Source organism: Algoriphagus ratkowskyi (assembly GCF_002150505.1).
Lineage (GTDB): Bacteria > Bacteroidota > Bacteroidia > Cytophagales > Cyclobacteriaceae > Algoriphagus > Algoriphagus ratkowskyi.
Genome location: NZ_MSSV01000037.1, coordinates 1 through 25276, shown reverse-complemented (window position 1 = coordinate 25276; position 25276 = coordinate 1). Strand labels below are relative to the sequence as shown.

14 protein-coding genes are annotated in these 25276 nt (G+C 33.7%); 5 read left to right on the top strand and 9 right to left on the bottom strand.

From position 1 onward, the window contains the following. The 8 genes from BVH02_RS20675 to BVH02_RS20640 form a co-directional block, all read right to left on the bottom strand. Positions 1-3931: Ig-like domain-containing protein (locus BVH02_RS20675; protein WP_086503372.1), on the bottom strand; the 3931-nt coding region annotated here is incomplete at its 3' end. A 2529-nt stretch (positions 3932-6460) separates the two neighbouring features. Beyond that, entirely contained in the window at positions 6461-7465 is a 1005-nt protein-coding gene (locus BVH02_RS20670; RefSeq protein ID WP_086503371.1) for an O-fucosyltransferase family protein, read from the bottom strand. Positions 7466-7570: 105 nt separating this feature from the next. Further along, positions 7571-9535: a right-handed parallel beta-helix repeat-containing protein gene (locus tag BVH02_RS20665; RefSeq protein ID WP_086503370.1), complete on the bottom strand. Its 1965-nt coding sequence runs from the start codon at positions 9533-9535 to the stop codon at positions 7571-7573. 99 nt (positions 9536-9634) lie between these two features. Next, positions 9635-10603: a hypothetical protein gene (locus BVH02_RS20660; RefSeq protein ID WP_086503369.1), complete on the bottom strand. Its 969-nt coding sequence runs from the start codon at positions 10601-10603 to the stop codon at positions 9635-9637. A gap of 38 nt (positions 10604-10641) precedes the next feature. Continuing rightward, positions 10642-11781, bottom strand: coding sequence for an NAD-dependent epimerase/dehydratase family protein (locus BVH02_RS20655; protein ID WP_086503374.1), 1140 nt, complete (start codon positions 11779-11781; stop codon positions 10642-10644). A 23-nt stretch (positions 11782-11804) separates the two neighbouring features. Beyond that, positions 11805-12995 carry a glycosyltransferase family 4 protein gene (locus tag BVH02_RS20650; protein ID WP_086503368.1) on the bottom strand — a complete coding sequence of 397 codons (1191 nt, stop codon included), beginning with the start codon at positions 12993-12995 and terminating at the stop codon, positions 11805-11807. Between the two features lie 286 nt (positions 12996-13281). Continuing rightward, positions 13282-14160 carry an aldo-keto reductase family protein gene (locus BVH02_RS20645; protein WP_086503367.1) on the bottom strand — a complete coding sequence of 293 codons (879 nt, stop codon included), beginning with the start codon at positions 14158-14160 and terminating at the stop codon, positions 13282-13284. A 4-nt stretch (positions 14161-14164) separates the two neighbouring features. Next, a complete protein-coding gene (locus BVH02_RS20640) occupies positions 14165-15178 on the bottom strand; it encodes a Gfo/Idh/MocA family protein (protein WP_086503366.1) in 1014 nt (337 codons plus the stop codon). A 1771-nt stretch (positions 15179-16949) separates the two neighbouring features. On the opposite strand from BVH02_RS20640, the gene BVH02_RS20635 reads away from it, so the two are divergent. After that, complete coding sequence (locus tag BVH02_RS20635; protein WP_086503365.1) at positions 16950-17639, top strand: sugar transferase; 690 nt, start codon at positions 16950-16952, stop codon at positions 17637-17639. A 724-nt stretch (positions 17640-18363) separates the two neighbouring features. Here the strand turns inward: BVH02_RS20635 and BVH02_RS20630 are convergent. Beyond that, a complete protein-coding gene (locus BVH02_RS20630) occupies positions 18364-19407 on the bottom strand; it encodes a LacI family DNA-binding transcriptional regulator (protein WP_223271936.1) in 1044 nt (347 codons plus the stop codon). 241 nt (positions 19408-19648) lie between these two features. On the opposite strand from BVH02_RS20630, the gene BVH02_RS20625 reads away from it, so the two are divergent. The 4 genes from BVH02_RS20625 to BVH02_RS20610 all read left to right on the top strand — a co-directional run. Beyond that, positions 19649-21445, top strand: coding sequence for an FAD-dependent oxidoreductase (locus tag BVH02_RS20625; RefSeq protein ID WP_086503373.1), 1797 nt, complete (start codon positions 19649-19651; stop codon positions 21443-21445). Further along, on the top strand, positions 21442-22533 hold the full coding sequence (locus BVH02_RS20620; protein ID WP_086503363.1) for a hypothetical protein: 1092 nt from the start codon (positions 21442-21444) through the stop codon (positions 22531-22533). Before BVH02_RS20625 ends, BVH02_RS20620 begins: the two co-directional genes overlap by 4 nt. A gap of 4 nt (positions 22534-22537) precedes the next feature. Further along, positions 22538-23050 carry a TlpA family protein disulfide reductase gene (locus BVH02_RS20615; protein ID WP_158093926.1) on the top strand — a complete coding sequence of 171 codons (513 nt, stop codon included), beginning with the start codon at positions 22538-22540 and terminating at the stop codon, positions 23048-23050. A 426-nt stretch (positions 23051-23476) separates the two neighbouring features. Then, a partial coding sequence (locus tag BVH02_RS20610; protein ID WP_143244272.1) for a SusC/RagA family TonB-linked outer membrane protein occupies positions 23477-25276 on the top strand: 1800 nt, incomplete at its 3' end.

Here is a 25276-nt window from a genome sequence, read left to right as displayed (position 1 = left end):
GGTTTATCCAACTAACGCTATAACCGCCTTCGACAGCAACTTCGATATCAACATCATCAGTACGATACATTCTGCCAATATTCCCTGCGTCGGTATCAAAATAGCCTACACCTTGGCCGCCTAGGTCATAATTTTCGGCTTCAACTGTTCCAGGAATTGTCGCTGCCTTTCCTCCAAAAGGAGAGCGGGATTCTTTTTCACCGATTTTAATATTGACAACCTCTGATACAGTTGCAGCTCCTTTGTTGTCGGTCGCTTTAGCGGTGATGGAGAAGTTTCCAATAGGAAGATTAGTCCAGTCAAAGCTGTATGGGGCAGTCGTGTCAGTTCCCAGTAAAGATGTGCCATTGTAGAAATCGACTTTGGCAATTGTTCCATCGGTGTCAGTTGCAGCTGATGTAATGGAGATCTTTTCACCCTGAATGAACTGTGAGTTTGTGCTAGGAGCAGTGATAGTCACTTTTGGAGCCTCGTTAGCTTTTTCAGTTACATTAATCACTACTGCTGCTGACACAGTAGCGGTTCCTTTATTGTCTGTTGCTTTAGCGGTAATGGAGAAGTTTCCAATAGGAAGATTATTCCAGTCAAAGCTGTATGGGGCAGTAGTATCAGTTCCCAGTAAAGAAGTGCCATTGTAGAAATCGACCTTGACAATTGTTCCATCGTTGTCGGTTGCAGCTGATGTAATGGAGATCTTTTCACCCTGAATGAACTGGGAGTTTGTGCTTGGAGCAGTGATAGTCACTTTTGGAGCCTCGTTAGCTTTTTCAGTTACATTAATCACTACCGGTGCTGACACAGTAGCGGTTCCTTTATTGTCTGTTGCTTTAGCGGTGATGGAGAAGTTTCCAATAGGAAGATTATTCCAGTCAAAGCTGTATGGGGCAGTAGTGTCAGTTCCCAGTAAAGAAGTTCCATTGTAGAAATCGACTTTGGCAATTGTTCCATCGTTGTCAGTTGCATCTGATGTAATGGAGATGTTGTTAGCCTGAATGAACTGGGAGTTTGTGCTAGGAGCGGTGATAGTCACTTTTGGAGCCTCATTTGCTTTTTCAATTACATTGATTACTACCGGTTCTGAAACAGTAGCGGTTCCTTTATTGTCTGTAGCTTTAGCGGTGATGGAGAAGTTTCCAATAGGAAGATTATTCCAGTCGAAGCTGTATGGCGCAGAAGTGTCAGTTCCGAGTAAAGAAGTTCCATTGTAGAAATCGACTTTGACAATTGTTCCATCGGTGTCAGTTGCATCTGATGTAATGGAGATGTTGTTAGCCTGAATGAACTGGGAGTTTGTGCTAGGAGCAGTAATATTCACTTTTGGAGCCTCGTTAGCTTTTTCAATTACATTGATCACTACCGGTGCTGACACAGTTGATGCTCCTTTATTGTCTGTAGCTTTTACGGTGATGGAGAAGTTTCCAATAGGAAGATTATTCCAGTCGAAGCTGTATGGCGCAGAAGTGTCAGTTCCGAGTAAAGAAGTTCCATTGTAAAAATCGACTTTGGTAATTGTTCCATCGGTGTCAGTTGCATCTGATGTAATGGAGATGTTGTTAGCCCGAATGAACTGGGAGTTTGTGCTAGGAGCAGTAATAGTCACTTTCGGAGCCTCGTTAGCTTTTTCAATTACATTGATCACTACCGGTTCTGAAACAGTAGCGGTTCCTTTATTGTCTGTTGCTTTAGCGGTAATGGAAAAGTTTCCAATAGGAAGATTATTCCAGTCGTAGCTGTATGGGGCAGAAGTGTCAGTTCCCAGTAAAGTAGTTCCATTGTAGAAATCGACTTTGGCAATTGTTCCATCGGTGTCAGTTGCATCTGATGTAATGGAGATGTTGTTAGCCTGAATGAACTGGGAGTTTGTGCTAGGAGAGGTGATGCTTACGGCTGGCGCAGCATTTTCTGGGGTAGTTGACGCTTCTGTTTTCAATAGGAGTACAGAAGAATAAGCTGGTAACTCAACACTACCAGAAAGAATCTTTCCTTTTAAATCCACATAGGTTCCAGACAGCGAGACTGACTTGGAAGAGTTGGAATTATTGTACTCAAACCGAATAAATTCATCTATCTCCATTTTATCGGAGTCATAAGTAGCAGGACTATTGGAAGAGCTTCTATCTAGCCAGTAAGTATCCTTCCAAGATTGTAAGTTTATCAACCCATTTTTACCTGGAGTTTCAAGTCGGATGGTATTATTTTCGTTGACAGGCCGTGAGTAGACATTATTTTCAAAAGTACCTATTTGACCTAAAGTGTTATCTTTGGATCTGACATAAATATGAAGTTGATTTGAGTCTTTATTCAAAAACTCATTATTCTTCATGGTAATATTTCGGGTTAAATTATTTGTGTGATCGCGGGCTATAAAAATAGAATATCCAGCATTGAATATTTTGTTGTTGGTGATGGACACATTTCTTGCATTGTTTAAAAAAATCCCTTTGCTCTTCACGTTACCAATAGTATTTTGATCAATCTCAATCCCATTAGAAAAAAGATCAAGATAAATTCCCTCAACATAGGGTAAGTCAGTCGCACTAAAGCGTTTTGTACCGTCAACTGCACCGATTCCGTTTACGATAATGTTGTTGGTGATTTTTCTATTAGAAAATGTTGTGTTGGCAGTTCCTGTAAAAGTATAGATCCCGCCGCCGTCATCCTTAACGAAGTTAAAGGTATCAATGAAGTTATTTTTGACGTTGATATTATTTCCGTTAAAGTAAATTGCATTAGAACCACACTCCAAAAACTCATTAAATTCAACTATAACATCCGAGCTGTTTTCGCTCATAAAAATTCCGTTCCCTTGGCTATCCGAGTTTTGACCCATTCCTGGCTTTGAGAAGATTTGACGGAATGTATTGTTTCTTACGACAGTTGCTCTATTGTCCCATCCCAAGTTTATTCCTCCGTTGAAGGCATTTGTAATTTGGGAATTAGATACATTCAGATTCCTAGTCATCACTGAATTTATTGCAAATTTACCCACATATTCGAGCTGGCAGTTTTCTATGATAAAGGAAGATGATTTCTCAAGATTAATCAGGTTTTCATTAGAACCCTGAATTGCGAGATTTTTAAGTACAATATGACTGGCACTGTTTTGTGTATTGATGACCCGATCCACTGTGGAAACTTTGATGTTTGCTCCAGAGGGATTGCCTTGAAAATAAATCATCAACTTCTTGGTCGCTTTATTAAAATACCATTCTCCATGCTTATCAAGTGTAGCAGGATGGTTTTGGATAAAGAACCCGTAGCCTATTGCTGGACTATAGGAACTACCTGCGGTATTGTAGCTCACACTATTTCCCCCGTGCCAGTTTATCTCATGTCTGTCGATAATCCAATTATTTTTTCGAATTACTATTTCTCCTCCAGTCATACTAGCTGGAGCCTGCAGATCGCTACTACCTAAAGAACCCCAACTAGATGAGTTAATGGTTAGATATCCACTTTTGCTGGCATTGTCATTGGGATACCTTCCCATAGCTTGTAGGACATCATTCATCATCACTGTAGAGACAGAAGATGAAACTTCAGGGATATAAGTTTCGTAAACATTACCTCCGAGTGAAACCCAGTCTTTAATTTCGCGGAATCCTGTTAAAACTGGATTTTCACCTGAGCCATAGCTTCCAAAAGATATGGGTGCACCTGAAGAACCGGATTTATTGATAATCAGTGTTCCGTGAAAAGTGTCACCATTTCGGAACATGATATTGTCTCCAGGTTGGAGGGTACTGAAAACTGAGTTTAGTTTTTGAATACTTCTCCAGGGTGTATTTTGATTCTGGGCTTGAATGTTGCTATGAGAATCATCGCCAAAAGAGGAAGAGAAATAGTAGGTGGAGGGGAAAGCGTCATAACAAAAGATGAAAAAAAATGAGAAGAGTGAAGCTTTTATTAGGTTAGTAAGAAGTTTATTCATGGTTTAAAGGATCAAGAAATAGAATGACGAAGCGAGAATTATGGTTGTTATTAATTTTAATTCTGATTTTATAGTACTATTTAAGAGAGATAAATTATGTGCTTCATAGAATGAAGAAATATTATACTCAATTCAGCTCTTATGTACTTAATTAGAAGGTTTTATTAAGGCAGTAGTATTAAATATTATTAAATCTGATTGACTATAATAAGACATTGAGGTTATTATATATAACACCTTCAATTGCAAATAGATTGTTAAGCATTCTTGGTATGTTTTGTAGTTAAAGAATTGTTAAATCCCTATTGAATATTTTGGTCTGGCAAAGTCAAAATGAAATTTTGTTTACATAAGAATTTTATCTCTTTAAAATAAACTATTCCACTATAGAAGTCTTTTCAAAATTGGAGTATTAATACCTATAAATTGAATAAAACGCTGGATTTGATAAGGATATATGATGAAAGATAAGGATTAATTGTATTATTCTAATTCTCTAAATTTAAAATAGGATTAATTATAGGTGATTATCATTGAGTTATAGCGAAATTTCAATTGGATTGATCCAACTTCTTTTCTATGACCATGCCAAATTTAAAATTCATTTTGATGAGCTTTAAATGACAAAAAAGTGTAATTCACATAATAAAAAATGCATATAGAAATAAAAAATCTAATGGAGCTTTAGTTTTATATTGTACAAACTGACCTTTTTAGAACCATTTTGAGTAGGGAATACCCAATAAGTAACTTTAAAAATGCATTTTGAATCATTTATTTAGTTGTTTATTTGACTCGTAAAGTTTGTCTAATTGCAAATGTTAGAAATACGGGTAAATCTTCGAAATCTAGTGCAATGATGTATTTTTGAGAAAAAACTTAAATCGAGTAGTTATGATTATTTCATGATAAATAGAATTCGAATTTTGTATTATTTCTATATTTACAAAGAAAAGTATTTTCAGTTAAATGAAGAAATTAAAACATGGTGATTTTCCTAAGGACTTGAAAAGTTATAAAATATCAATGTGATTAAAGAGATAATACTTTGAGCACTATTAAATGAAATATTTATTTTAGTCCGTTGAGTGACAAATGGTAGGGGAGGGCAAAGCTTATTAAATCTTTTGTGGTAGTATTTCTGCTACTTTTATCGGATTAAGAGTTAAGCGAATTAACTTAGATAGAATAAATAAGAGAGTAATTCTTTTTTTTTTCGAAGAATTCAATTTGATCGCGGTAGAACTACACCAAAGCGGAATTTCATCTCGGAAAATCACCTATACTTTAAATATTTCATCGGAGATATTTGAGGGCAGAGGATATTATTCTTCTGAAGATCCTAAATTTTTTAGTAAGGGATATGTGTTTTAAGTGCTTATCATATGAATTTAGTGATATAAAGAGCTTTGAAAATCGCTCAGATTGAACGAGATATCCTAAAAACCTTAGTTTGTTTTTTTCATGAGTGACAACACATATTCAGGTTCATGAAAGATCATCAGAGCTAGTCTGATGTTGAGAAAACGTGATAGGACTTCAAAGTATACAGAATACATATTACAACTATCTCACCCGTAAACTCACTAATTTAGCTTGTGAATGCGAATTTCTTAATGTGGAAATTAAATAATTGCATCAGGTGATTAATGGAATACCCGGGTAGTGCCAAACTCACAATTGAGCTTTGAGATTGTGGATTTCAATAATCAGGGCCTCGGATTACTAAATTGATGTAATATTAGGGACTCCACAGAATTATCTGCAATAAGTATCAGAATTATGATTACAGATACCAACCATGCGCACAAGTAATCTTAAAATCTCCGTGACAGGGATTTCAAAGATTCAAAACCTGGCGAAAAGTTGGTTTTCGACTTTACCTATGTAAAGACACTTCAACGTTGGCTATACCTAACCATCATCATAGATTTGGGATAGAAAAATTATCGGTTGCGCGATGAGTGAGAATTTGCGAGCCTTTTGCATGCAAAATGCTGCTTCCAAAATAGCAGACAAAATGAGGCCAAAAATTCTATTATAACTGTATTATCAATCTAATGGGGGATTCGATACGCATGTAAGGAATTTAAACTCAGTGAAAAACTTTTAAATTAAACCACAATTAGAGAATAATTGCAAACTGCTGGAATCATGAAGTGGTTGAAAGATTCATCAAAAATTGTCGTATCTGAATTGATTAATCTTTGTACCTATGAAAACCAAGTATATGCCAGAACAGAATAATTTACGCTAATAGAGTTATGGTACAACCAATAAAGAAACATTCCAATCTCAACTACATCAACTCTGAACAATTAGGGCAAGCAACAAAACACAAATCCTAATTAACAATAAGACCCGAAAATATCAAATGAATTTTCGAGCAGACCGTGGGTGGCGTAATATGAAATGAATTTTTAAACAAGTTAAAAATTCATTAACACACTTTTCGATATAGTTTAAATAATGTTATCGTATTAGGTTACATATCTTTCTAAAAGAGAAAGTTGCAGTGATTTTTCTTATTTACAGTTCATTAGAATTGTCGCTTAAGTCATGGCAACCAGTGATTTTGAAATATTCTACCAATCTAAAAATATTGGATCCTCTACTTCCAATAAAAATCTCACCATTCCTAGCAATTTCAAGTTCAGTCAATAAATCTATTCCATGCTTACGTTTTGACTCAGGAGAACTTTTATTAAAGGTATCTTGATCATGACCGGTAGAAATTGGGTCGCTTAAGGTATGAATTTGGTAATTTGGAAATTTTTCTTTTAATTCTAAAAACACTTTATAGTCATCTGTCATTAGAAAAATCGTCTTTATAGACGGATTTAAAACACTCAGTTTTTCAACGTATTCTTCCACTTCATAAGGCCTATCTTCCATTGTAGCTGCAGCAACCTTATCTCCTCTCCTGATATGAAACACAGCATAGTTTACTAAACTCTCAAGATTAAGTTTTTGCTTTTTATCTTCAATTGCTTGAGAGGTTTCTGTATTAAATTTCCAGAAATCCAATAAGATTTCATTCATTTGAAGAATAAATGCTTCTCTATCTAAATTTCTTTGATGAAAGTTGAATAGCCTTATATCATCGAATACCTCAAACATTAACTCACTTTCAACTCCTAGGAGCTTTTTCATACGTTTAAATGAATAGCTCAATAAGTTTTCTTTAAAGATATTTTTCTCTTTGCTTTTACCAATAAAAAGTTCTAATGCTTGTTTGGTCAATTCAGAAAATCTATTTTTTCTGAATGCATAAGTGAGTGGGTTGATAAATCCTTTATAAAGAAATAAAAGCTTAGAAATTTTAGGATCTTTATATTCTTCAATTTTGAAGTAGTCATTTAACCCCTCATTATATCTAAAATTCCAATAAGTTGAGATGACGCCGATTGATAAATTATTTTGCTTAGCATAATTGATTGCGTAGATCAAATTATTTATTTCTGACCCGAATCCTCTTACAGTAAGTATCCAAACAAGGTGTTTCTTATGATTTTTGGTAACTAAATCCGACATCATTTAATTTTTTAATAGAATAGCTTGTGACTATTCCTTTCAGGGGTGAGTACTCTTTTAATCGCAAAAACATGAAAATTTTATTCAGTCGGCGTAGTTAAAGTATCAGTTATTCTTTTCTTTAAGTAAAACAATTGAAGAATAGGGTTGAATTTCAATTTTTTCCGAGAACTTATTTCCCATTATATCAATAAACGTACCTAAAAGTGAAATGGATTTAGGGGTTATAGAGGGATTATATTCAAATAATATAGGTGATTTCAAATTACTACTATGTGAGTTATCTGTTTGAGTTAGCGCAGATTTTTTATCTAATCCGAAAGTAGTATTCCAAGTTAGTAAATTAATTTGATCTCTATTCTTATTAATTTCCAAAAATATAGTTTTAGGGTTGCTTAGTGGTTTAAATAATGCGTTTTCATCAAATTCCCCTAATTTGGATAATTCTTTAAAATTTGTTCTTATATAGTAGTGAATCTGAGATTCAGAAGTAGCTATAAATTGATTTTTTTTCATTACTATATTTTTACTGTAATCCTCCAAATCATCACTTCTTAAGTAAATAGAATAGCCTGTATTTATTATTATATTATTGAAAATTTTTATCTCATTTGCATTATTTAAAAAAATTCCTTTTCCTTTTATATTTGCTATCGTATTATTTTCTATATCAACTTCAGTAACAAAAGTATCAAGATATATTCCTTCAACGTAAGGGAGGTCAGTAACGCCATACGGTTTTGTTCCAGAGACTGCCCCTATTCCATTGATAATTATATTCCCAATTATTTCTCTATTTACAAATGGTGTTTTTAATGGTCCAGTGTATGTATATATTCCCGCTCCATCGTCTTTCACAAAACAAAATGTATCTATTAAGTTGTTTTTTATAGTTATATTGTCTCCACTAAAATTTATTGCATTATAACCTGAATTTATAAATTCATTCTCTATAATTAAAACATTTGAAGTTTTCTCACTCATATAAATAACTTGACTTTGCATTTCTCCATTTTTACCCATTCCAGCAAAATTAAAGATATTTTCAAATGAGCTGTTTTTGATTTTTATGCCGCTATCATTATATCCTAGAAATAAACCTCCGTTTAATGAATATTTAATTGAAGAATTGGAAAATTCTATATTTTTTGTAGAAACTGTATTTATTGCATTTTGCCCAATATATGCCAAATTACAATTATTGAATGTTATATTTGATGTTCCGTTTAAAGTGATTAAATTTTTATTTGAACCCTCAATATTAATGTTTTCAAATATTATATAGTTTGCCGTATTTTGTAAAATTAGAACTTCAGATAATGTTGAAACCTTAATATTATCATCTGTAGGGTTTCCAGAATGATATATTAATAATTTTTTGCTATTTCTGTCAAAATACCATTCTCCATGCTTATCTAATGTGGAAGGATGGTTTTGAATGAAGAACCCATATCCAATCATTGGAGCTATTTCTTTATCATAATCAATGTAATCAATACTATTAGTTTTTGTTGCTCTTATTTTGTGCCTATCGATAATCCAATTATTCTTTCGAATGACTATTTCCCCTCCAGTAAAGTTCTGAGATGGTTTAAAATTAGAGCTTTCAATATGCCCATCTTTGTAAGCATTTATGGTAAGGTAACCACCATCGTACTCATTTAAATTTGGATATCTACCAAGTGGATGAATTTTATCATTAAATAATACTGTATTTAAAGAAGAATCTAATTCTGGAATTTGTGCTTCAAATAAATTTTGTCCAATTGATTTCCACTTAGTAACATTACGTAATCCAGTTAGTTTTGGATTATCACCAATGCCGAAGCTCCCGAAGTAAATAGGGGATTTAACCGTTCCTGATTTAATTAATAAAATGGTTCCATGAAATTGGTCACCATTTTTAAACAAAATACTATCTCCAGGTCTGATGATGTTTAAAAGAGAATTTAATTTTTGAATAGTTTTCCAGGGTGTTTCAGGATTTTGAGCGTCTTTTAAAGAGCGATTATCATCTCCGTTGGAGGATGAAAAGTAATAAGTGCCAGATTTACCTGTAGCACTAGTCATTAGGAGAAGGATAATAATAATCAGTTTGCGTAACACCCTTAGTCAATTATATTATTTTATAAAATACAATTTCAATTCAAATATTTTTAGAACTGATTTTTATTTAATGAGATCTTCAATAAAATTGTTAATAGATCTATTATTTTTCACAGGAATTTTTGATTCAATATCTCTGAATTTCTTTTTTAAAATGGTCGAGTCAGAATTATTTTCAAAAATGATCACATTATTTTCAGTGAAATATTTATTTCTTTTCACAAAAGGATTGTTTGTTATTATTTTTGTCTGTGAACTTAAAGCTTCAAAACATCTAATTGTGATACCCGATTGTGCAGGATGTGCAAAATCTATTGTGAAGTCAGATTCATTTAATACCCTTATATATTCTTTGTAAGGAAGTGGTTTAAAAGATATGTGTTTCCAAAATTTAATGTATAACAATGGATTATTTATAAAATTTTGAAGAAATGTAATTATATTTTGTTCATATATAAATACAAAAATATTTTTTTCATCTAAATTCGACAAGACATCATTAATATACTTTAAACGATCTGAATGGTTTCTTACAATAGCCGAGATTTTGTAAGTTGAAACCTTTTCATCATTATTTTCAGGCATTGAAGAAAATAATTCTATGATTGGAATATTATGCTTATCACCATCTCTATAATCGAATGTATAAAATTTATCAACATCCTTCAACCATTTCAATGGAGCGTCAAAGTATTTAAATGAATCAAAACTATAGCCAATTACCTGTGTAGATACTTGTTTAAGAGCTTTTAGTAATGATGGACTTATTCCTCTTCCTTTTATTATCAGTACTAAATCGTAGGTATTACCCTCTACAAAATCTTTTAAAATTTTCTTTTCGGTTATACTTCTTAATAAAGGAATTTTAAGTTTACCCATAATTTTTCCAAATGTATTATCTGGATATTCATCGTTGCTAACGACTACATCATAGTTATATGATGCCAAGGTTTTACTTAAGTATTCAGAATAGAAATAAAAAGATTGAGGGGAAATGAGTAAACATTTTTTTTGAGTTATTTTATTTTCCATTTTGTGTAGAAGTACTAAATATTTTAGATATCGATAATTTATTTATATAGACCTTTATTTTTCATTTCATTAATCGAATTCTGATAGTTGTCTTCTTGTACTTCTTGATTTTCGACCCAATTACAAAATATTTTAATTCCTTCTGAAAAAGAAAATTGAGGAGTGAAACCTAAGATATTTTTGATTTTTTCTAAATCTCCATAATTATGTCGTATATCACCTTTTCTATAATTTCCTGTTATGTTAATTTTAATGTCAGAATTATAGTTTTCCTTTAATAGTCTAGCTACGGTCAGAACATCTATAGGCTTATCAGCACCTACATTAAACACTTCGTAATCAGCTTCTTTTTTTAATAATCCTAATAAAGTGGCGTTTACTACATCTTCAATATAAACAAAATCTCTACTTTCTTTCCCATCTTCAAAAATATTTAGATTGTTATTATTTTTAATTTGAGTGCTAAAAATTGATAAAATGCCTGTATATGGATTAGACAGGGATTGTCCTGGTCCATATACGTTTTGATATCGAAAAGCTACTGCTGGAATTCCTAACGATTTCCCCATCGTTAGAACCATCTGTTCTTGCACTTGTTTTGTTATACCATAAATAGATGTTGGATGAATTTTGGAGTTTTCATCTGTAGGTACTAATTCTAATTTACTATTACAAATAGGGCATTTGCATTCAAAATCTCCCTTTATCATATCTTCATCGTTTCTCGTAACAGGATAGACGAATTTATGTTCATTGCATAGATATTTGCCTTCACCATAAATTGCTCTAGAAGAAGCAACCACTATTTTCTTAACAGTATGGTTTGAATTTGTTAGCAGATCTAACATTAATGAGGTTCCACTAATATTAACATCAACATATTTTTGAATTTCGTACATTGATTGACCAGTTCCAGTTTCTGCAGCCAAATGTACTATTGCATCCTGATCTTTAATTGCTTCTACCCAATCACTTTTACTTGTTACTGTTCCTTTTATAAATTTTATTCCAGAATTTAGGATGGATTGGTATGTAGAAGAATCTTTTTCAGGATTTGCCCCATGTATTTGCTTAGATAAATTATCCAATACCGTAACATGATACCCCTGTTTAGTTAACTTTAACCCTAAAGTAGAACCTATAAATCCGGCTCCACCTGTTATCAATATATTTTTCATATTAAAATTTTCTAATTTTTTATTTATATAGTATCCCAATTGGAAGTTTTAAATTTCCCGCTCCATAATTTGGTAAAGATTAAATCAGGAAGAGATATAGATTTTCTTTTTTGTCCTTGAATAGTATTTACGGCTAGAAGAATTTGATTAGCTAGAAAATCGTAGTTGTATTTTTTAATTTCCAGATTCGCATGTTCAGACATACTTGTTTTTTCAGCAATGCTTAAATTTATATACTTCAAAATTGCCTCAGTAATTTGTTCTTTGTTATAAGGATCGAATGAAAAACCATTAATGGAATTTTTCAGGAGTGTGTGTCCGGCATTAATCCTATCACTAAGGATGACTGGTAAACCTGCTGCCATAGCCTCATTGACAACCATTGCCCATCCTTCCATATAGCTAGGTAAAATAAATGCATCTGACTCTGCAAGCAATTCTGCAATTTGACTTGTAGACTGATTTCCTGTAAATCTGACTTTTCTTAATTTTTGATTTTTTGTAATATTTACTAGATTATCATGTTCTGGTCCATCACCTACAATTACTAATGAGTAATCAGGATTTGCCATCTCTACATTTTTCCAACAATTTAATAATGTTTCAAGGTTTTTAATAGGAACCAATCGTGCAATGCAGATTAACTGTTTTGTATCATGAAATTGGATTTCTCTTTTTGTTTGGAAATAATTATTATCTATACAGTTTAATCCATAATACAATTTTTCCTTCTTTATTTTCCATTTTGCATATTCTAAATCATAATCCGTAGACGGTACTATGATTGCTTCTGCTAAATTGGTTAAGCTTAATTTTATGTGATTCACTAAGAAATTTCTTTTGTATAGTGAATGTTTTGAGTCATCAAATACTATAACTTTTTTATTCCTTTTATAAGCCCATCTCATTCCAATGGCCCCCGATGTAAAAGCCGTAGGTCCGCATATTAAAATATCAGGGTTCAAATGATCAAGATGCATCATTATTTTCTTACTGACGATCTTTGTTGATAATTCGCTAAATTTTTCTGTTTTAAATAAACAATCCCACCATTCTTCTAAATTTTCAGAACTATCGAAGGAATAAGCTGATTCTTGGCCGAAAATTTCAACTACATGTATCTGAATATTTCTTTTTAAGAAAAAATTTTGCAAAAAGTATAATCTGCCTCTCCAGTAAGCTTTGAAATCATTATGTAAAAAAACTATTTTCATATTTATAATTAATTTCCTATATCAATAGTAAATTACTTGTGCATTAATTTTTATTCAATTCAATTAAAAATTTATCTTCAATCTATATATATTGGTAATAATTAAACTATTCATTCTATTGGCAATATGTTAATTTCTAACTTTATTAGTTTAAGATGGACGACTGTAATTATGGAAGAAGCCTAAGATTAGTTAAAATGCGCACATTTAATCAATCACAGTAGTAGAAATTTACTTAAAGAAATTTGTGATTAATAGGAGCACACTCCTATTAATCACTAGGCTATTATAAGACGACTCTTTTTTGTTGTTGATCATGATAATTTATAGTTTCAACCGTATTTTCAATATTTTGTTTGGAAGAAGCACCGAACAATATAGACTCGACATTTGGGAGATTACTCACATATTCTAATGCCTCACCAGCTGGAATAGCGCCTCCACCTAGTACTTGCATGGCAATTACACGGCATCTTCCTTCACTTAATATTTTTTCGTACGCCTCTTTTCCTCCAGACATTCTAAAATTAACTTTGTTTATGGAGGCACAAATAATTGGATTTTTAATTCCTCCTTTTTCTAAAACATCTAAGAGCTTAGGTAGATTCATAGTTATAAATCCAGGTTCAGCATTATATTTTTCCTTAACATGTTTTGCGAAACCTATGAGAAATTCGGTCATCCCCAACCCTAATAGAAGATCTGTTATAACGTTTTGTAGAAAAATCACAGGAGTGTTTATTCCTTTAAACATTTTCATTTCTGCATCAATCATTAACTCCATGATTGAAATGAAGTCTTTAGAAATATAAGCCATTCCTCCTTTTAGAAGAGAAGAAACAAAGTTTCCTGGTACATATTGTTTTAATGTTCCTGCTATACCAAGATCAGTAACTGCATTGGCATATTTATGCGCATATGGCATGCAGGGATATATTTTAAAGTCCTGATATTTTTTAGGATCTTTTCGGATAATGTCACAAATATTCGCGATTCTATCATGAGTTGTACACATGAATGTATTTATGCCTGAAGCAATCGCAATATCTAATGTTTTAATAATTGCAGAATCATCCTTAAATTTAATTGATTGAGCTCGAGATTTTTCGTCTGAAATATGATTTACAGCAAAAAACTGATTATCTCCAAAAATTATTCTTTCCATGGTATTATAAGCTAGATTGATTTTTGATTAATGAAATGGATTTATCAGTTTTCCAAGCACTTTCAAATGAATTGATATTGTTTTTTGTCTCACCGGCAACTGATTTTATGAAATAGTCTATCTGAGCTGAATATTCTTCACCTCTCAAATAAAAGTCTACTTCTTCAGTGAGATCCGTTACATATTTAACATTCCACCCTTTAGAATATCCTTTGGGAAATTTATCGCCTTTGTAGTAAACCTTTAATTCATTTGCATCAGATTCAATTTTCCCTTCTGTACCAATGATAGTAATTGATGTGGACATTTTTCTGTAGGTTTCGTCACTCCAATTCACAGAAATCACTCCCGAGACTCCTAATTCTGTTCCAACTAAAGCATAGACAGAATCATCAACGTTTTTCGAGTATATTGATTTAAGGATAGAACCTTTGCACGAATTTATTGGTGAGATAAGATCGTTAATCAGATCAATAACATGAGAAGCATAGTCCATAAGACATCCTCCTCCTTCAGATGGATCTGATCTCCAGTTTTCACTCTTTTTCTTAATTACAACCGGACCGTAAGCTTCGCCTAGAAAATGAGTTATTTCTCCGATGGAATTATTTTCGATTAGACTTTTGACTTCTCTAAAGGTTCCAACAAATTTGTTGTGGTATCCTACTTGATTTACAAGCCCAGTTTTTTTAGCTAGAATAGTCAATTCATTGCTTTCCATTGGGTTAAGACAGAATGGCTTTTCAGCAAATACATGTATACCCCTCAATAAAAGTTCCTTAACCATTATAAAGTGATGCTTTGTTGGAACTGCAACGAATACTGCATCAGGTTTAGTGATTTCTACCATTTTCAGGTAATCAGAAAAACACTTATATCCACTATACCTTTCAAGAACATCAACCACCATTTTTGTGGTATCACAAACTCCTACTATTTCTACATTCGGATGCGCTCCTAAGATTGAAAGATGGGATAGACCCATTTTTCCTGCTCCGATCAAAGCAATTTTCGTCATTTTTTAATTCAATTAATTTTTTTTAAGAAAGCCACTCAAAAGTGACTTTCAAATATTTAATTCGTGCCAAAATTCGTTATTTGATATTTGAAAAGCAAATGTCTGTATTTAAAAATTTTGTAAATTTTATTTACATAGGTTATAAATGCCATCATATTTCTTTAAAAATACTTTTGATACATTAAGGATGTGTTTCTTGAATAGAATCTCCTCAATGATTCAAATGAGATTTCACTTGTTTGCGGACTATTTTTTCAATTTTATTTTTTCAAAGTTATTGATTTTTTGCTTTGTATTGCTCAATTACACTTATAGTGCATCCGCCCAACCCACCGAATTTTTATTTAGTGATAGTTAATAGTTTAAGGTATAAGTTCTTCAATTTCTAAATAATTGTTTCCATGACGAGAACGAGGACAGGCTAAAGCTATTGCTGTGGTTTGAATCCTACATTTTCCACATGCATAAAGGAGTGCTCATTGCTTTGCGATGTGTGGCTCTGTGTGATTTTGCAAACAAGTAATTTTTACTTCCCAGCTCTACCGACTTGATGATATTTACGCTTATTTTTATAGGGGTATGGTACTGGATGCAATTTTACTGAAGATTCTTTTAAGAAACGCTTGAGAATTTTTTCCCTTTAGTCAGGTAAATAAGGCTTCCATCACTGGCCAGGAAAGATTGAGACGATAATTATTATTTTCTTTCGTACTGATTTGTTTTCCTGGCAGTGTGTCCCCATTTCAAAAAAGATTTCCTATAAATACATGTTCCAGCTATGCTCTTGCTTTATGGTTTTCTAGGGCTTTATAAAATTTCCGAGCTGCATATGCCCAGTATTTCAGTTGTATAACTCCCGGATGATTTGCATAGTATTCAAAAGAAGCTTACCCGTTCTGCGAAATGAGCCTTTAAAGATATCCTTTGGTGCAGATGTCCTTCACCAGCGAGACATATTGGATCTCTAACGTTTCATTCTCTTTCTTAACCAGCCGTCCAGTGTGGAAGCCACTATAAAAATGTTTCTTGATTGAAGAAGTGCATCTCGGGGTCGAGTAGTAGATGATTTAAACATTTGTTAGTTAAGATGGAGGCGAACAAGTCATACTCTAAACTGCTTTTATATTCAGACGTGAAGGAAAAAAGGGAAACTAGCCTTCCTATATTTTGGATAATTTTTTTTTAGGATGTATTGGCGGATCATGTAGCTGCCAGATATATAGTTAAGCTCTGAGAAGAATTCTTTGCCAATGCATTTCTCCCTTGACTTCAGGATACAGCTCGAAATTTTATTCTGGGAGATGTTCGAGTACTTTAATTCTGACCGTTTTTGGGGTATAAAAACGGCCTGTAATGATTTGATTTTTCAAAGTCTGTTAGTGTAGACCTTAACTCTACCTCCTTTTTACTGCCAAATTTTGGACGAATAATGGTTGTAAAGGTCAAGTTTAAATTTTCCTCCAAATAATTTTTTATTAATTCTCAAGGTCGTAAAGCTCAGATAGTAGCAAAAATGAAATCCGTTTATTAGTACTTAAAATACATTAATCCAGTTGCTTACGTGCCATAATCAGGGTTGAAATAATATTATAGTTAAATAAAATCACTTTTAGTAATCCCTACATGAAACTTAATAAAATGTATTTCAAACAAAAAAAAATGTAATTCATCTTGAATATCGAGATTTTTTCCCCTAGTTTTACATCAATAAATGTAAGAGGTTTTCAAACGTCTCTCTGGTCATTTTCAAATCAATATTATATTTCACATTATGGCTACTACTATTTCAAAACTTGGCAACATTGACAGCTTTTCGAGTAGTTCTGATTTCATTTTAAACAGGTATTCTGTCAATCTTTTTGATACCACTCAGACGATAACCAAAAGGTTATTTGAAATTATTTCGGTGAGTATTTTTCTCATTTTAATTGCAAGCTGGCTGTTTCCAATAATCGCTTTGATTATTAAGATGGAATCTAAAGGACCTGTTTTTTACAAGCAATTGAGGCATGGTCAGAATAACGTTCCATTTCTTTGCTTGAAATTTAGAAGCATGAAATTTGAACCGCAGGGAGATTTCAAACAAGCCACCAAGGGTGATTTGCGGGTAACTAGAGTTGGTGCTTTTTTAAGAAGCAGTAGTTTGGATGAGTTACCTCAGCTATTAAATGTTCTAAGTGGCGAGATGGCTATAGTAGGACCGAGACCTCATGCAGTTCCTATGAATAGAGAGTTTGCTGAAAAGATTGAGAATTTCATGTGCAGGCACATGGTTAAACCAGGTATTACTGGATTAGCACAAGCAAAAGGGTATCGAGGTGAAATTAAGGATGCTTTTGATATGAATGCCAGATTGAGATTGGACCTTTTCTACATCAAAAATTGGAGTTTCTTTTTTGATATTAAAATCATCATGTTGACATTCTATAGTTTAATTTTTAAGAACAAAAATGCTTATTAATTAATGAGATTGATCTCCTATTTTAGTTAGTCTGAATTAGATTCGGTCCACTTTGGAAAAACATACTTGCTCCCTTAAAGTGTGAAAGTTCATAAAATGGTCGAAAATATTTAGAAAAATTGGGTTACAGACTCCAGAAGTACCTTACAGTTTCAAAGATGACTTAGCTCATTCCAAGTTGTGCCTTTTAGGTTGAATATTTCTACCTAAAAGGCACTTAGTTTATTCAGAGAATTCGAAATTTTTCAACTGCATTTTTAAAAAAAACATATAAATTGTTGTGGCTTAGATTATGACCACGTATTTGTTAGAAGTGTTTTTTTTTACCTTAGCCGAATTGGATTATTCTCAGCGGATAAGCTCATCGCGCTAAACTTTTTTTGATAATTTTCATGATGCCTGTATCTGGCAGATCTTAACTGTAGTACTCGTTTTAAGGAGTTTTTTAATTTGTTCTTCGATCCATTAAATCCTAGGTTAGGAAGCAAAACCAGTCCAGTTAATTAAGCAGTTAGGAACAAAAAATTTAAAGGTGCCATTATTAGAACTCTACGTTCATTTTTATTCCTTTACTAAGAAAAAATGAATGACCAATAAAAACGATCTAGACGTTTATTGATTTAGGTTATTCTTAATGTTCCTTGAAGATTTGATCAGGTTGGATTGGTACAGCTATTTGAAAAGTAGATGCAATGACTAAAATAGGGATGGAGGAAGTTAACTTTTAAGTGCTTTCCCTGATTACCAGAATAGGTTTGATTGTCCGATGATGTGGTTGATGTTCATCATCCTCTGAGTTAATTTCTTCTAAAATTAGATTTGCAGCAAGTTGCCCCATTTCAAAAGAAGGTTGAGACATGGTCGTCAGAGAAGGAGTGACGAATCTGCATATATCATCATTGCCAAATCCAGCTATTGCCAAATCCTCAGGCACGCTTATTCCTAGTTTTCTGCTTGCTTCTAATGCTCCAATAGCTAATATATCTGCGAAGCAAAACAGTGCATCAGGTTTATCTTCCATTTCCCAAAGCTTAATTAAGGCATTTTCAGCAGCCTCAAAAGTAAAATCACTTATTTCCAGTATGAGATTTTGGTCAAAATGAAGGTCGTTGTCTTTATGGGCTTCTTTAAACCCATTTAGACGGTCTTCGCATACTCCGAGTGAGATGGGGCCGCTTAGATACGCGATTTTTCGTTTCCCCCTATCTATTAGGTGCTGAACCACTTCTTTGGAACCGTTAAAATCATCAGTAATCACCTTCGAAGAGTTTATTTCTGAACACACTCTTTCAAAAAGTAATACAGGAATACCCCTGTCCATGATACTTTGAATGTGATTGTAAGTATTTGTCTCTTTTGAAAGAGCTAACAAAATCCCGTCCACGCGACTATTTGCCAGTGTTTCTACAATTTCAACTTCCTTTTGAAATGACTCGGCTGATTGAAAAATCATCACTTTATACCCTTTATCATAAGCCACATTCTCAATACCTGATATAGAATTGGACCAAAACTGCCTGTTGATTGTAGGAACGACTACACCTAAGATTTTTGATTTTTTACTACTCAAACTACTAGCGAGGAGATTGGGATGATAGTCCATTTCTTTAGCCATCTCCATGACAGCAAGTTTTGTCTCCCGCTTGATATCAGAAGATCCCCGAAGAGCTCTTGATACTGTAGCAATTGAAATGCTTAGCCTTTCAGCTATATCTTTAATTGTGGTTACTTTCTTACTCATAAATTGCCTTCCTGTACTATTTTTCATTCCAAGTTAAGTAAACTACTCTGTTCATCAATGTTATCTGTGCTCTCCTAGCTTTGGATTTACAGCATTTTAAGATTTATAGATTTATTGAATTCTCAATAAATCAGCTTTTATCTTATAAAGAAGACAATTGATAACGTTACCGGAAACGTTTACAGTATAAAGTTTTGCACTTATGTCATTGATAGATATTTTATTTCGTTTTCACTTTGTAAATTGGTGATCAATTGATGATATGCCCATGATTTATAGAATAGTTACTTTCCTGTTAGTCTCATTTTTCTCTTTTCAGTTATCTTATGCTCAACGTGTATTAATTGAAGCAGAAAGTTTTGATGATCCAGGAGGATGGGTTGTCGACCCACAATTCGTTGAGCAGATGGGATCTCCCTATCTAATGGCGCATGGCATGGGAACACCAGTTGCAAACGCACATACTAAGTTTAAACTTGACGAGGCAGGAGAATATCATATCTGGGTTCGTTCCAAGAATTGGGCACCTGGTGATTGGGAGGCGCCAGGGAGGTTTCAAGTAGCAATCAACGGACAAACTTTGCCTGAAACATTAGGCACAACTCCTGGATGGTCTTGGGAATATGCAGGTAAAGTAAGTCTTAAAGCTGGTGCTACCGAAATTGATTTGATCGATCTAACAGGATTTAATGGTAGATGTGATGCTATATTTTTTAGTACTGACGAATCTACTCCACCACGTGGTAATGCAGAATTGGCTACATGGAGGATGAAGGAGTCAAATGAAGCTTCAAGTCCAGAGGAGGTCTTGGAGTTTGACTTAGTAGTTGTAGGTGGTGGCATTGCAGGATGTGCTTCTGCTATTGCTGCGGCTGAACAAGGATTGAAAGTTGCGTTGATTCATGATCGTCCGGTTTTGGGTGGGAATGCTAGTAGTGAGATCAGAGTGCACACGTTAGGGATTTACGGTCATTTCGAAAGGATTCTCAGAATGCTGGATACCGAGCATTATCCTAATGGTTCTCCAGAAGCATATCAGGATGAAATTAAGAGGCATAAAAATGTAGAAAAATATGAAAACATCCATCTTTTCACCAATTGGAGGGCCTACGATGCCAATACGAATGGAAATAGGATAGAATCAGTAGATGCTAGACATACTTCTGAGGGTAAAAGAATTCGCTTTGTAGCACCGAGATTTGTTGATTCTACCGGAGACGGTTGGATTGGGTTTTGGGCAGGAGCTGATTTCATGTATGGTAGAGAATCTGTCGACACCTATGGTGAAGCTTATGAGGAATGGGGAGAACTCTGGTCTCCAGAAGAAGCTGATGACTTTGTGATGGGTTCTTCAGTATTATGGAGAACTGTGAAAGCTGATGCTTATACGGATTTTCCGGAAGTTCCCTGGGCAGAAGAAGTAGCTCAATCGCATGAAGCAACCGAAGGAACCTGGAAATGGGAACTTTCAAGGTTGGATCTTCATCAGATCGATGATGCAGAAGAAATAAGAGACCACATGTTGAAAGCAATCTATGGTTCCTTTGCCAATGCTAAAAAGACAGAAGCTTCAAAAGACCTTAAATTTGAGTGGATATCCTATTTGATAGGAAAGCGTGAATCCAGAAGATTGGTAGGTGATTATATTTTCACCTTTAATGACGTGACCGATTTACGTAAATTTGAAGACTCTGTCGTGATGGAAATTCGAGAAATAGATGTACATTATCAGCAAAATCTAACGGATGAAAGCAAGCCTGACTTCCTTTCTGAGGCGATTTTTTACAAAACTCCACAGTATTACATTCCTTATAGATCTCTTTATTCTAAGAATATTGACAACCTATTTATGGCAGGGAGAAATTTTAGCTGTTCACATATAGGATTAGGTGGACCAAGAGTAATGCGAACCACAGGTCAAATGGGAGCTGCAGTAGGAATCGCTGCGGTCATTTGTGAAAAATATGGGATAGACCCACGTGAAGTTTATACGGATCACTTGGAAGAATACATGATCTTGATCGAAGCACAAAAGACTTACAATACGATAGCTCCAAAAAAGTGAAGTCTTTCAAACTTGTAGGCTTAGCGCTACTTTGGCTGGGATTGGTAGGGAAGGAGCATAATCAGAATCCTCTGTTTTTCGAATTGCCTCTGCAAATAGAGGATTCATTTGAGAGAATTGAAATGGCGGAATTGATGGAGGAGGGCTTTATTGAGCCAATTTCCATAGCGTTGAATAGAGATTCTGAAAGACCATTATTCTATGAATCAACAATTAGGACTACGGTTTGTGACGATGAGATTTGTGAGATAATGTACATTAAACTGTATTGGGACCTGGTCGGTGACTATGTGGGGTATGATACTGTAGCGACGCATCCTTTGACAAAATTTGATCACGAGCCTTTTACTGAAAACGATTATAGTAAACTTCATGAATTGCTGAACAATGACGGCTCAATTCTAAAATTTAAGCAAAAGAGTGAGTTAATAGACAAGGAGAAAATCAAAGCTTCCGATGTCGTAGATGGAACTACAGGTGCGACGGCATTAGAGATAAAGGACGAAGTAGTAGAAGGCGCACTTTATTCATCTTACACGCTTTGGCATTTGTCACATAGTGGTAAGATTAAAAATATGATTAATGAACATACTGAAAAGCTGTATGACTCCTCATTAAAGAATATATTTATTGCTTCAGGAAGGACTGGTTATAAGTATTTTGTGATTCAAAGATTGACAGATCAGGATTATATATCTGATACAGATTTGTGGACTGGTTTTTTGATTAGTGATATTCCATTAGCAAAGAAAAAAATATTAAATAATATTCCTAATCTATTATTAGATAAAGAATCTATACAACTTGAATTAGCAGCCTTGTTTTCATCACTGGATGTGAATTCACGAACTGTTTTATTAAATAAATTTCAAGATGCTCAGTTTGTTTATGAATCGGCAATAGAGGAATTGTCAAAGAATATTTATTTGATGAATAAAAATCAGACCAACGTATTTTTGACTCTTATAGAAGGAGGTTTGTTTAAGGGAGATTTGCTCATTTCTAATTTGAAAACAGCTTATAATAACACGAAATTTGCATACGGATATTTGTTAGAAGATTTTATAAAGAATAATTATGAGGATTAACCCTATGAAATGCTTTTTCATCTTTTCTATTTTAGTTAGTTCTTATTGTAATAGTACAGCTCAAAATTTGAAATTGCTTGACAAAGCTGCTCCTCAGTTTGAGCTGCTTTCATACAGTGGAGAGGGGTTTAGTCTTGAAGATGCGAAGGGAAAAGTCATTATTTTAGATTTTTGGGCAACCTGGTGTGCTCCGTGTATTAAAGCATTTCCTGCTATGATTGCCGTAGAGAAGAGTTTTTTCTCTGATAATGATGTGATTTTCCTTTATGTAAATTCTTTAGAAGTTAAAGGTAAAACAACCGATAATGTCTTTGATTTTCTTCAAAAAAGAGGTCTGGATATTAATTTTTACAAAGACACTAATGATGTTGTTTCAAAGGCTTTTAGTGTAACTGGTTTGCCTGTTAAAATAGTAATAGATAAATCGGGAATCGTTAGGTATATGGATTCGGGATTTGCTGGTGATAACCAAGAATTAATTGCTAAATTAACTAACGAAATTGAGCGTCTAAGATAAGTATTAGAAAGCATTTATTTTTTAATATTTTATAGATATTAAGTCTTTATTTAAATCCTTTTTTAGAATTCTCTCTTTATTATTTTGTCCGTCACTAGTAAAAAATAGGTGGTTTACAAGTCGTTGTATCTTTCCATTTTCATTGAATGAATTGAATTAAATTGGATAATGCTGAAAAGCCCTAATATATTGAATTTTCCTATTATTTTATTGCTAAAAAATCTCTTATTATTTTGTCATTTTGGCAAATGATAACCCTTCCGATAACGTTTTCACTGTAAAAATTCCTACTATCTTAAATTTGTTTTCATCAATCTATTTTAGCGCCGTATATTAGAGAAATGTTTGATGGGGTAGATATATAGTGTCTATAAAATTCAAATAACTAATAATCCAAAATAATAGTAAACTAAAATAACCTGATTTATGAAAACAAAGTTATTTATGCTTTTTTTTAGCATATTCTGTTTTCAGATTCTACCAGCTTTTTCACAGCAAACGACAGTTCGTGGGAAAGTATTAGATGAATCTGAACTGCCACTTCCAGGGGCGAACGTATTAATAAAAGGTACGACAGTGGGTACGGTTACCGATATGGATGGGAATTTTACTATTAACGCTCCTGCTAATGAGTCCGTTATAGTTTTCTCCTATTTAGGATACCTATCAAAGGAAATAGTAATTGGTTCTCAAACTTCTTTTACGGTAAGGCTTGAGCCTGACTTGAGTGACTTAGATGAAGTTATTGTAGTTGGTTATGGTACCCAGCGTAAAATTGAGACTACTGGAGCAATAGCATCTATCAAAGCAGATGAGCTGGTTCAGACTCCTATCGCGAATGTTGCTCAGGGATTACAAGGAAGAATAGCGGGTGTTCAGGTTGTTCAGAACTCTTCCGCACCAGGAGGAAGTGTAAGTGTGCGTGTAAGAGGAACTAACTCAATAAGAGGTAGTTCAGAACCTCTTTATATAATTGATGGAGTACAGGTTTCTAATGGTGGTGGAATAAATGATTTATCCCCGCTGTCTACTATCAATCCAAATGATATTGCATCAGTAGAAGTACTTAAAGATGCTTCTTCAACTGCTATTTATGGTGCCAGAGGTGCTAATGGGGTAGTAATAGTAACTACTAAGCGTGGTACTTCAGGTCGAACTGTGGTGACTTATGATGGTTATTATGGAGTTCAACAAACGGGTAAACAACTAGATATGCTGGATGCATCTCAATTTGCTGAATTAGAGAATGAAGTTTACAAGCGAGTTATTTTTGATAATCCTAGCGCAGAAGGTGTAGGCACTAACTGGCAAGATGTGATTTTTAGAGATGCGCCTATTCAAAGCCATCAACTTTCTGTAATGGGAGGGAATCAGAAAACGCAATTTGCCTTATCAGGAAATTTCTTCGATCAAGAGGGAATATTGCTCAATTCTGATTTTAAGAGATATTCTCTAAGAATTAATTTAGACCATAAAATTAATGACAGAGTAAAGGTTGGAACAAGTATTCTTGGAAGCCAGAATATCAATAATTCCATTCCAACTGGTTCAACAAGTTTGGATGGTGCAGCAATCACCTCAAGTATGGTAGGTGCGGCTCTTGGAGCTCCTCCAACTTTACAACCTTTTGATGAAAATGGTAATTTTTGGCCATTCGCAGACCAAGTTGAAGGAGGTTATAGAGAAGTTGTCAACCCGTTGGGACTTTCTGCAATCACTAATACAACTTCCACTCAACGGATTTTAGCTAATTTATTTGCTGAATTTGAAATTGCGAAGGGGCTAACGTATAAGGCTACATTTAATGCAGTTCTTCAGAATGATTTAAATGATTATTATTCTCCGCTATACATAATAGGTAAAGGCGATATCAATTCTAACTCAGGAACAGGTAGAAAGATTAATAGAGATTTGAACACGCTACTACATGAAAGCATAATTTCTTATAGTAAGAGATTTGGTGATATTCACTCCCTGAAATTTACCGGTGTGTTCTCAACACAATCAGATCAATATAGAGTTAATCAGATCAATGCTTCTGGTTTTCCAAATGATGCGACCTTAAATGAAGCACTTCAAGTTGCTCAAAATATTACAGCCTCGAGTAGCAGACAAAGTGAGCGTCTAGATTCCTACATGGGAAGAGTTAATTATGGCTATAAGGACAAGCTTTTTGTTGATTTGACAGCTAGAACTGATGGATCTAGCAAATTTGGACAAAATAGG

What these genes read in the sequence shown, in the direction of transcription:
- BVH02_RS20670 (WP_086503371.1), bottom strand. Translation starts at nt 7,465, where the DNA reads ATGTCGGATTTAGTTACCAAAAATCATAAGAAACACCTTGTTTGGATA.
- BVH02_RS20665 (WP_086503370.1), bottom strand. Translation starts at nt 9,535, where the DNA reads ATGACTAGTGCTACAGGTAAATCTGGCACTTATTACTTTTCATCCTCC.
- BVH02_RS20660 (WP_086503369.1), bottom strand. Translation starts at nt 10,603, where the DNA reads ATGGAAAATAAAATAACTCAAAAAAAATGTTTACTCATTTCCCCTCAA.
- BVH02_RS20655 (WP_086503374.1), bottom strand. Translation starts at nt 11,781, where the DNA reads ATGAAAAATATATTGATAACAGGTGGAGCCGGATTTATAGGTTCTACT.
- BVH02_RS20650 (WP_086503368.1), bottom strand. Translation starts at nt 12,995, where the DNA reads ATGAAAATAGTTTTTTTACATAATGATTTCAAAGCTTACTGGAGAGGC.
- BVH02_RS20645 (WP_086503367.1), bottom strand. Translation starts at nt 14,160, where the DNA reads ATGGAAAGAATAATTTTTGGAGATAATCAGTTTTTTGCTGTAAATCAT.
- BVH02_RS20640 (WP_086503366.1), bottom strand. Translation starts at nt 15,178, where the DNA reads ATGACGAAAATTGCTTTGATCGGAGCAGGAAAAATGGGTCTATCCCAT.
- BVH02_RS20635 (WP_086503365.1), top strand. Translation starts at nt 16,950, where the DNA reads ATGGCTACTACTATTTCAAAACTTGGCAACATTGACAGCTTTTCGAGT.
- BVH02_RS20630 (WP_223271936.1), bottom strand. Translation starts at nt 19,407, where the DNA reads ATGAAAAATAGTACAGGAAGGCAATTTATGAGTAAGAAAGTAACCACA.
- BVH02_RS20625 (WP_086503373.1), top strand. Translation starts at nt 19,649, where the DNA reads ATGATTTATAGAATAGTTACTTTCCTGTTAGTCTCATTTTTCTCTTTT.
- BVH02_RS20615 (WP_158093926.1), top strand. Translation starts at nt 22,538, where the DNA reads ATGAAATGCTTTTTCATCTTTTCTATTTTAGTTAGTTCTTATTGTAAT.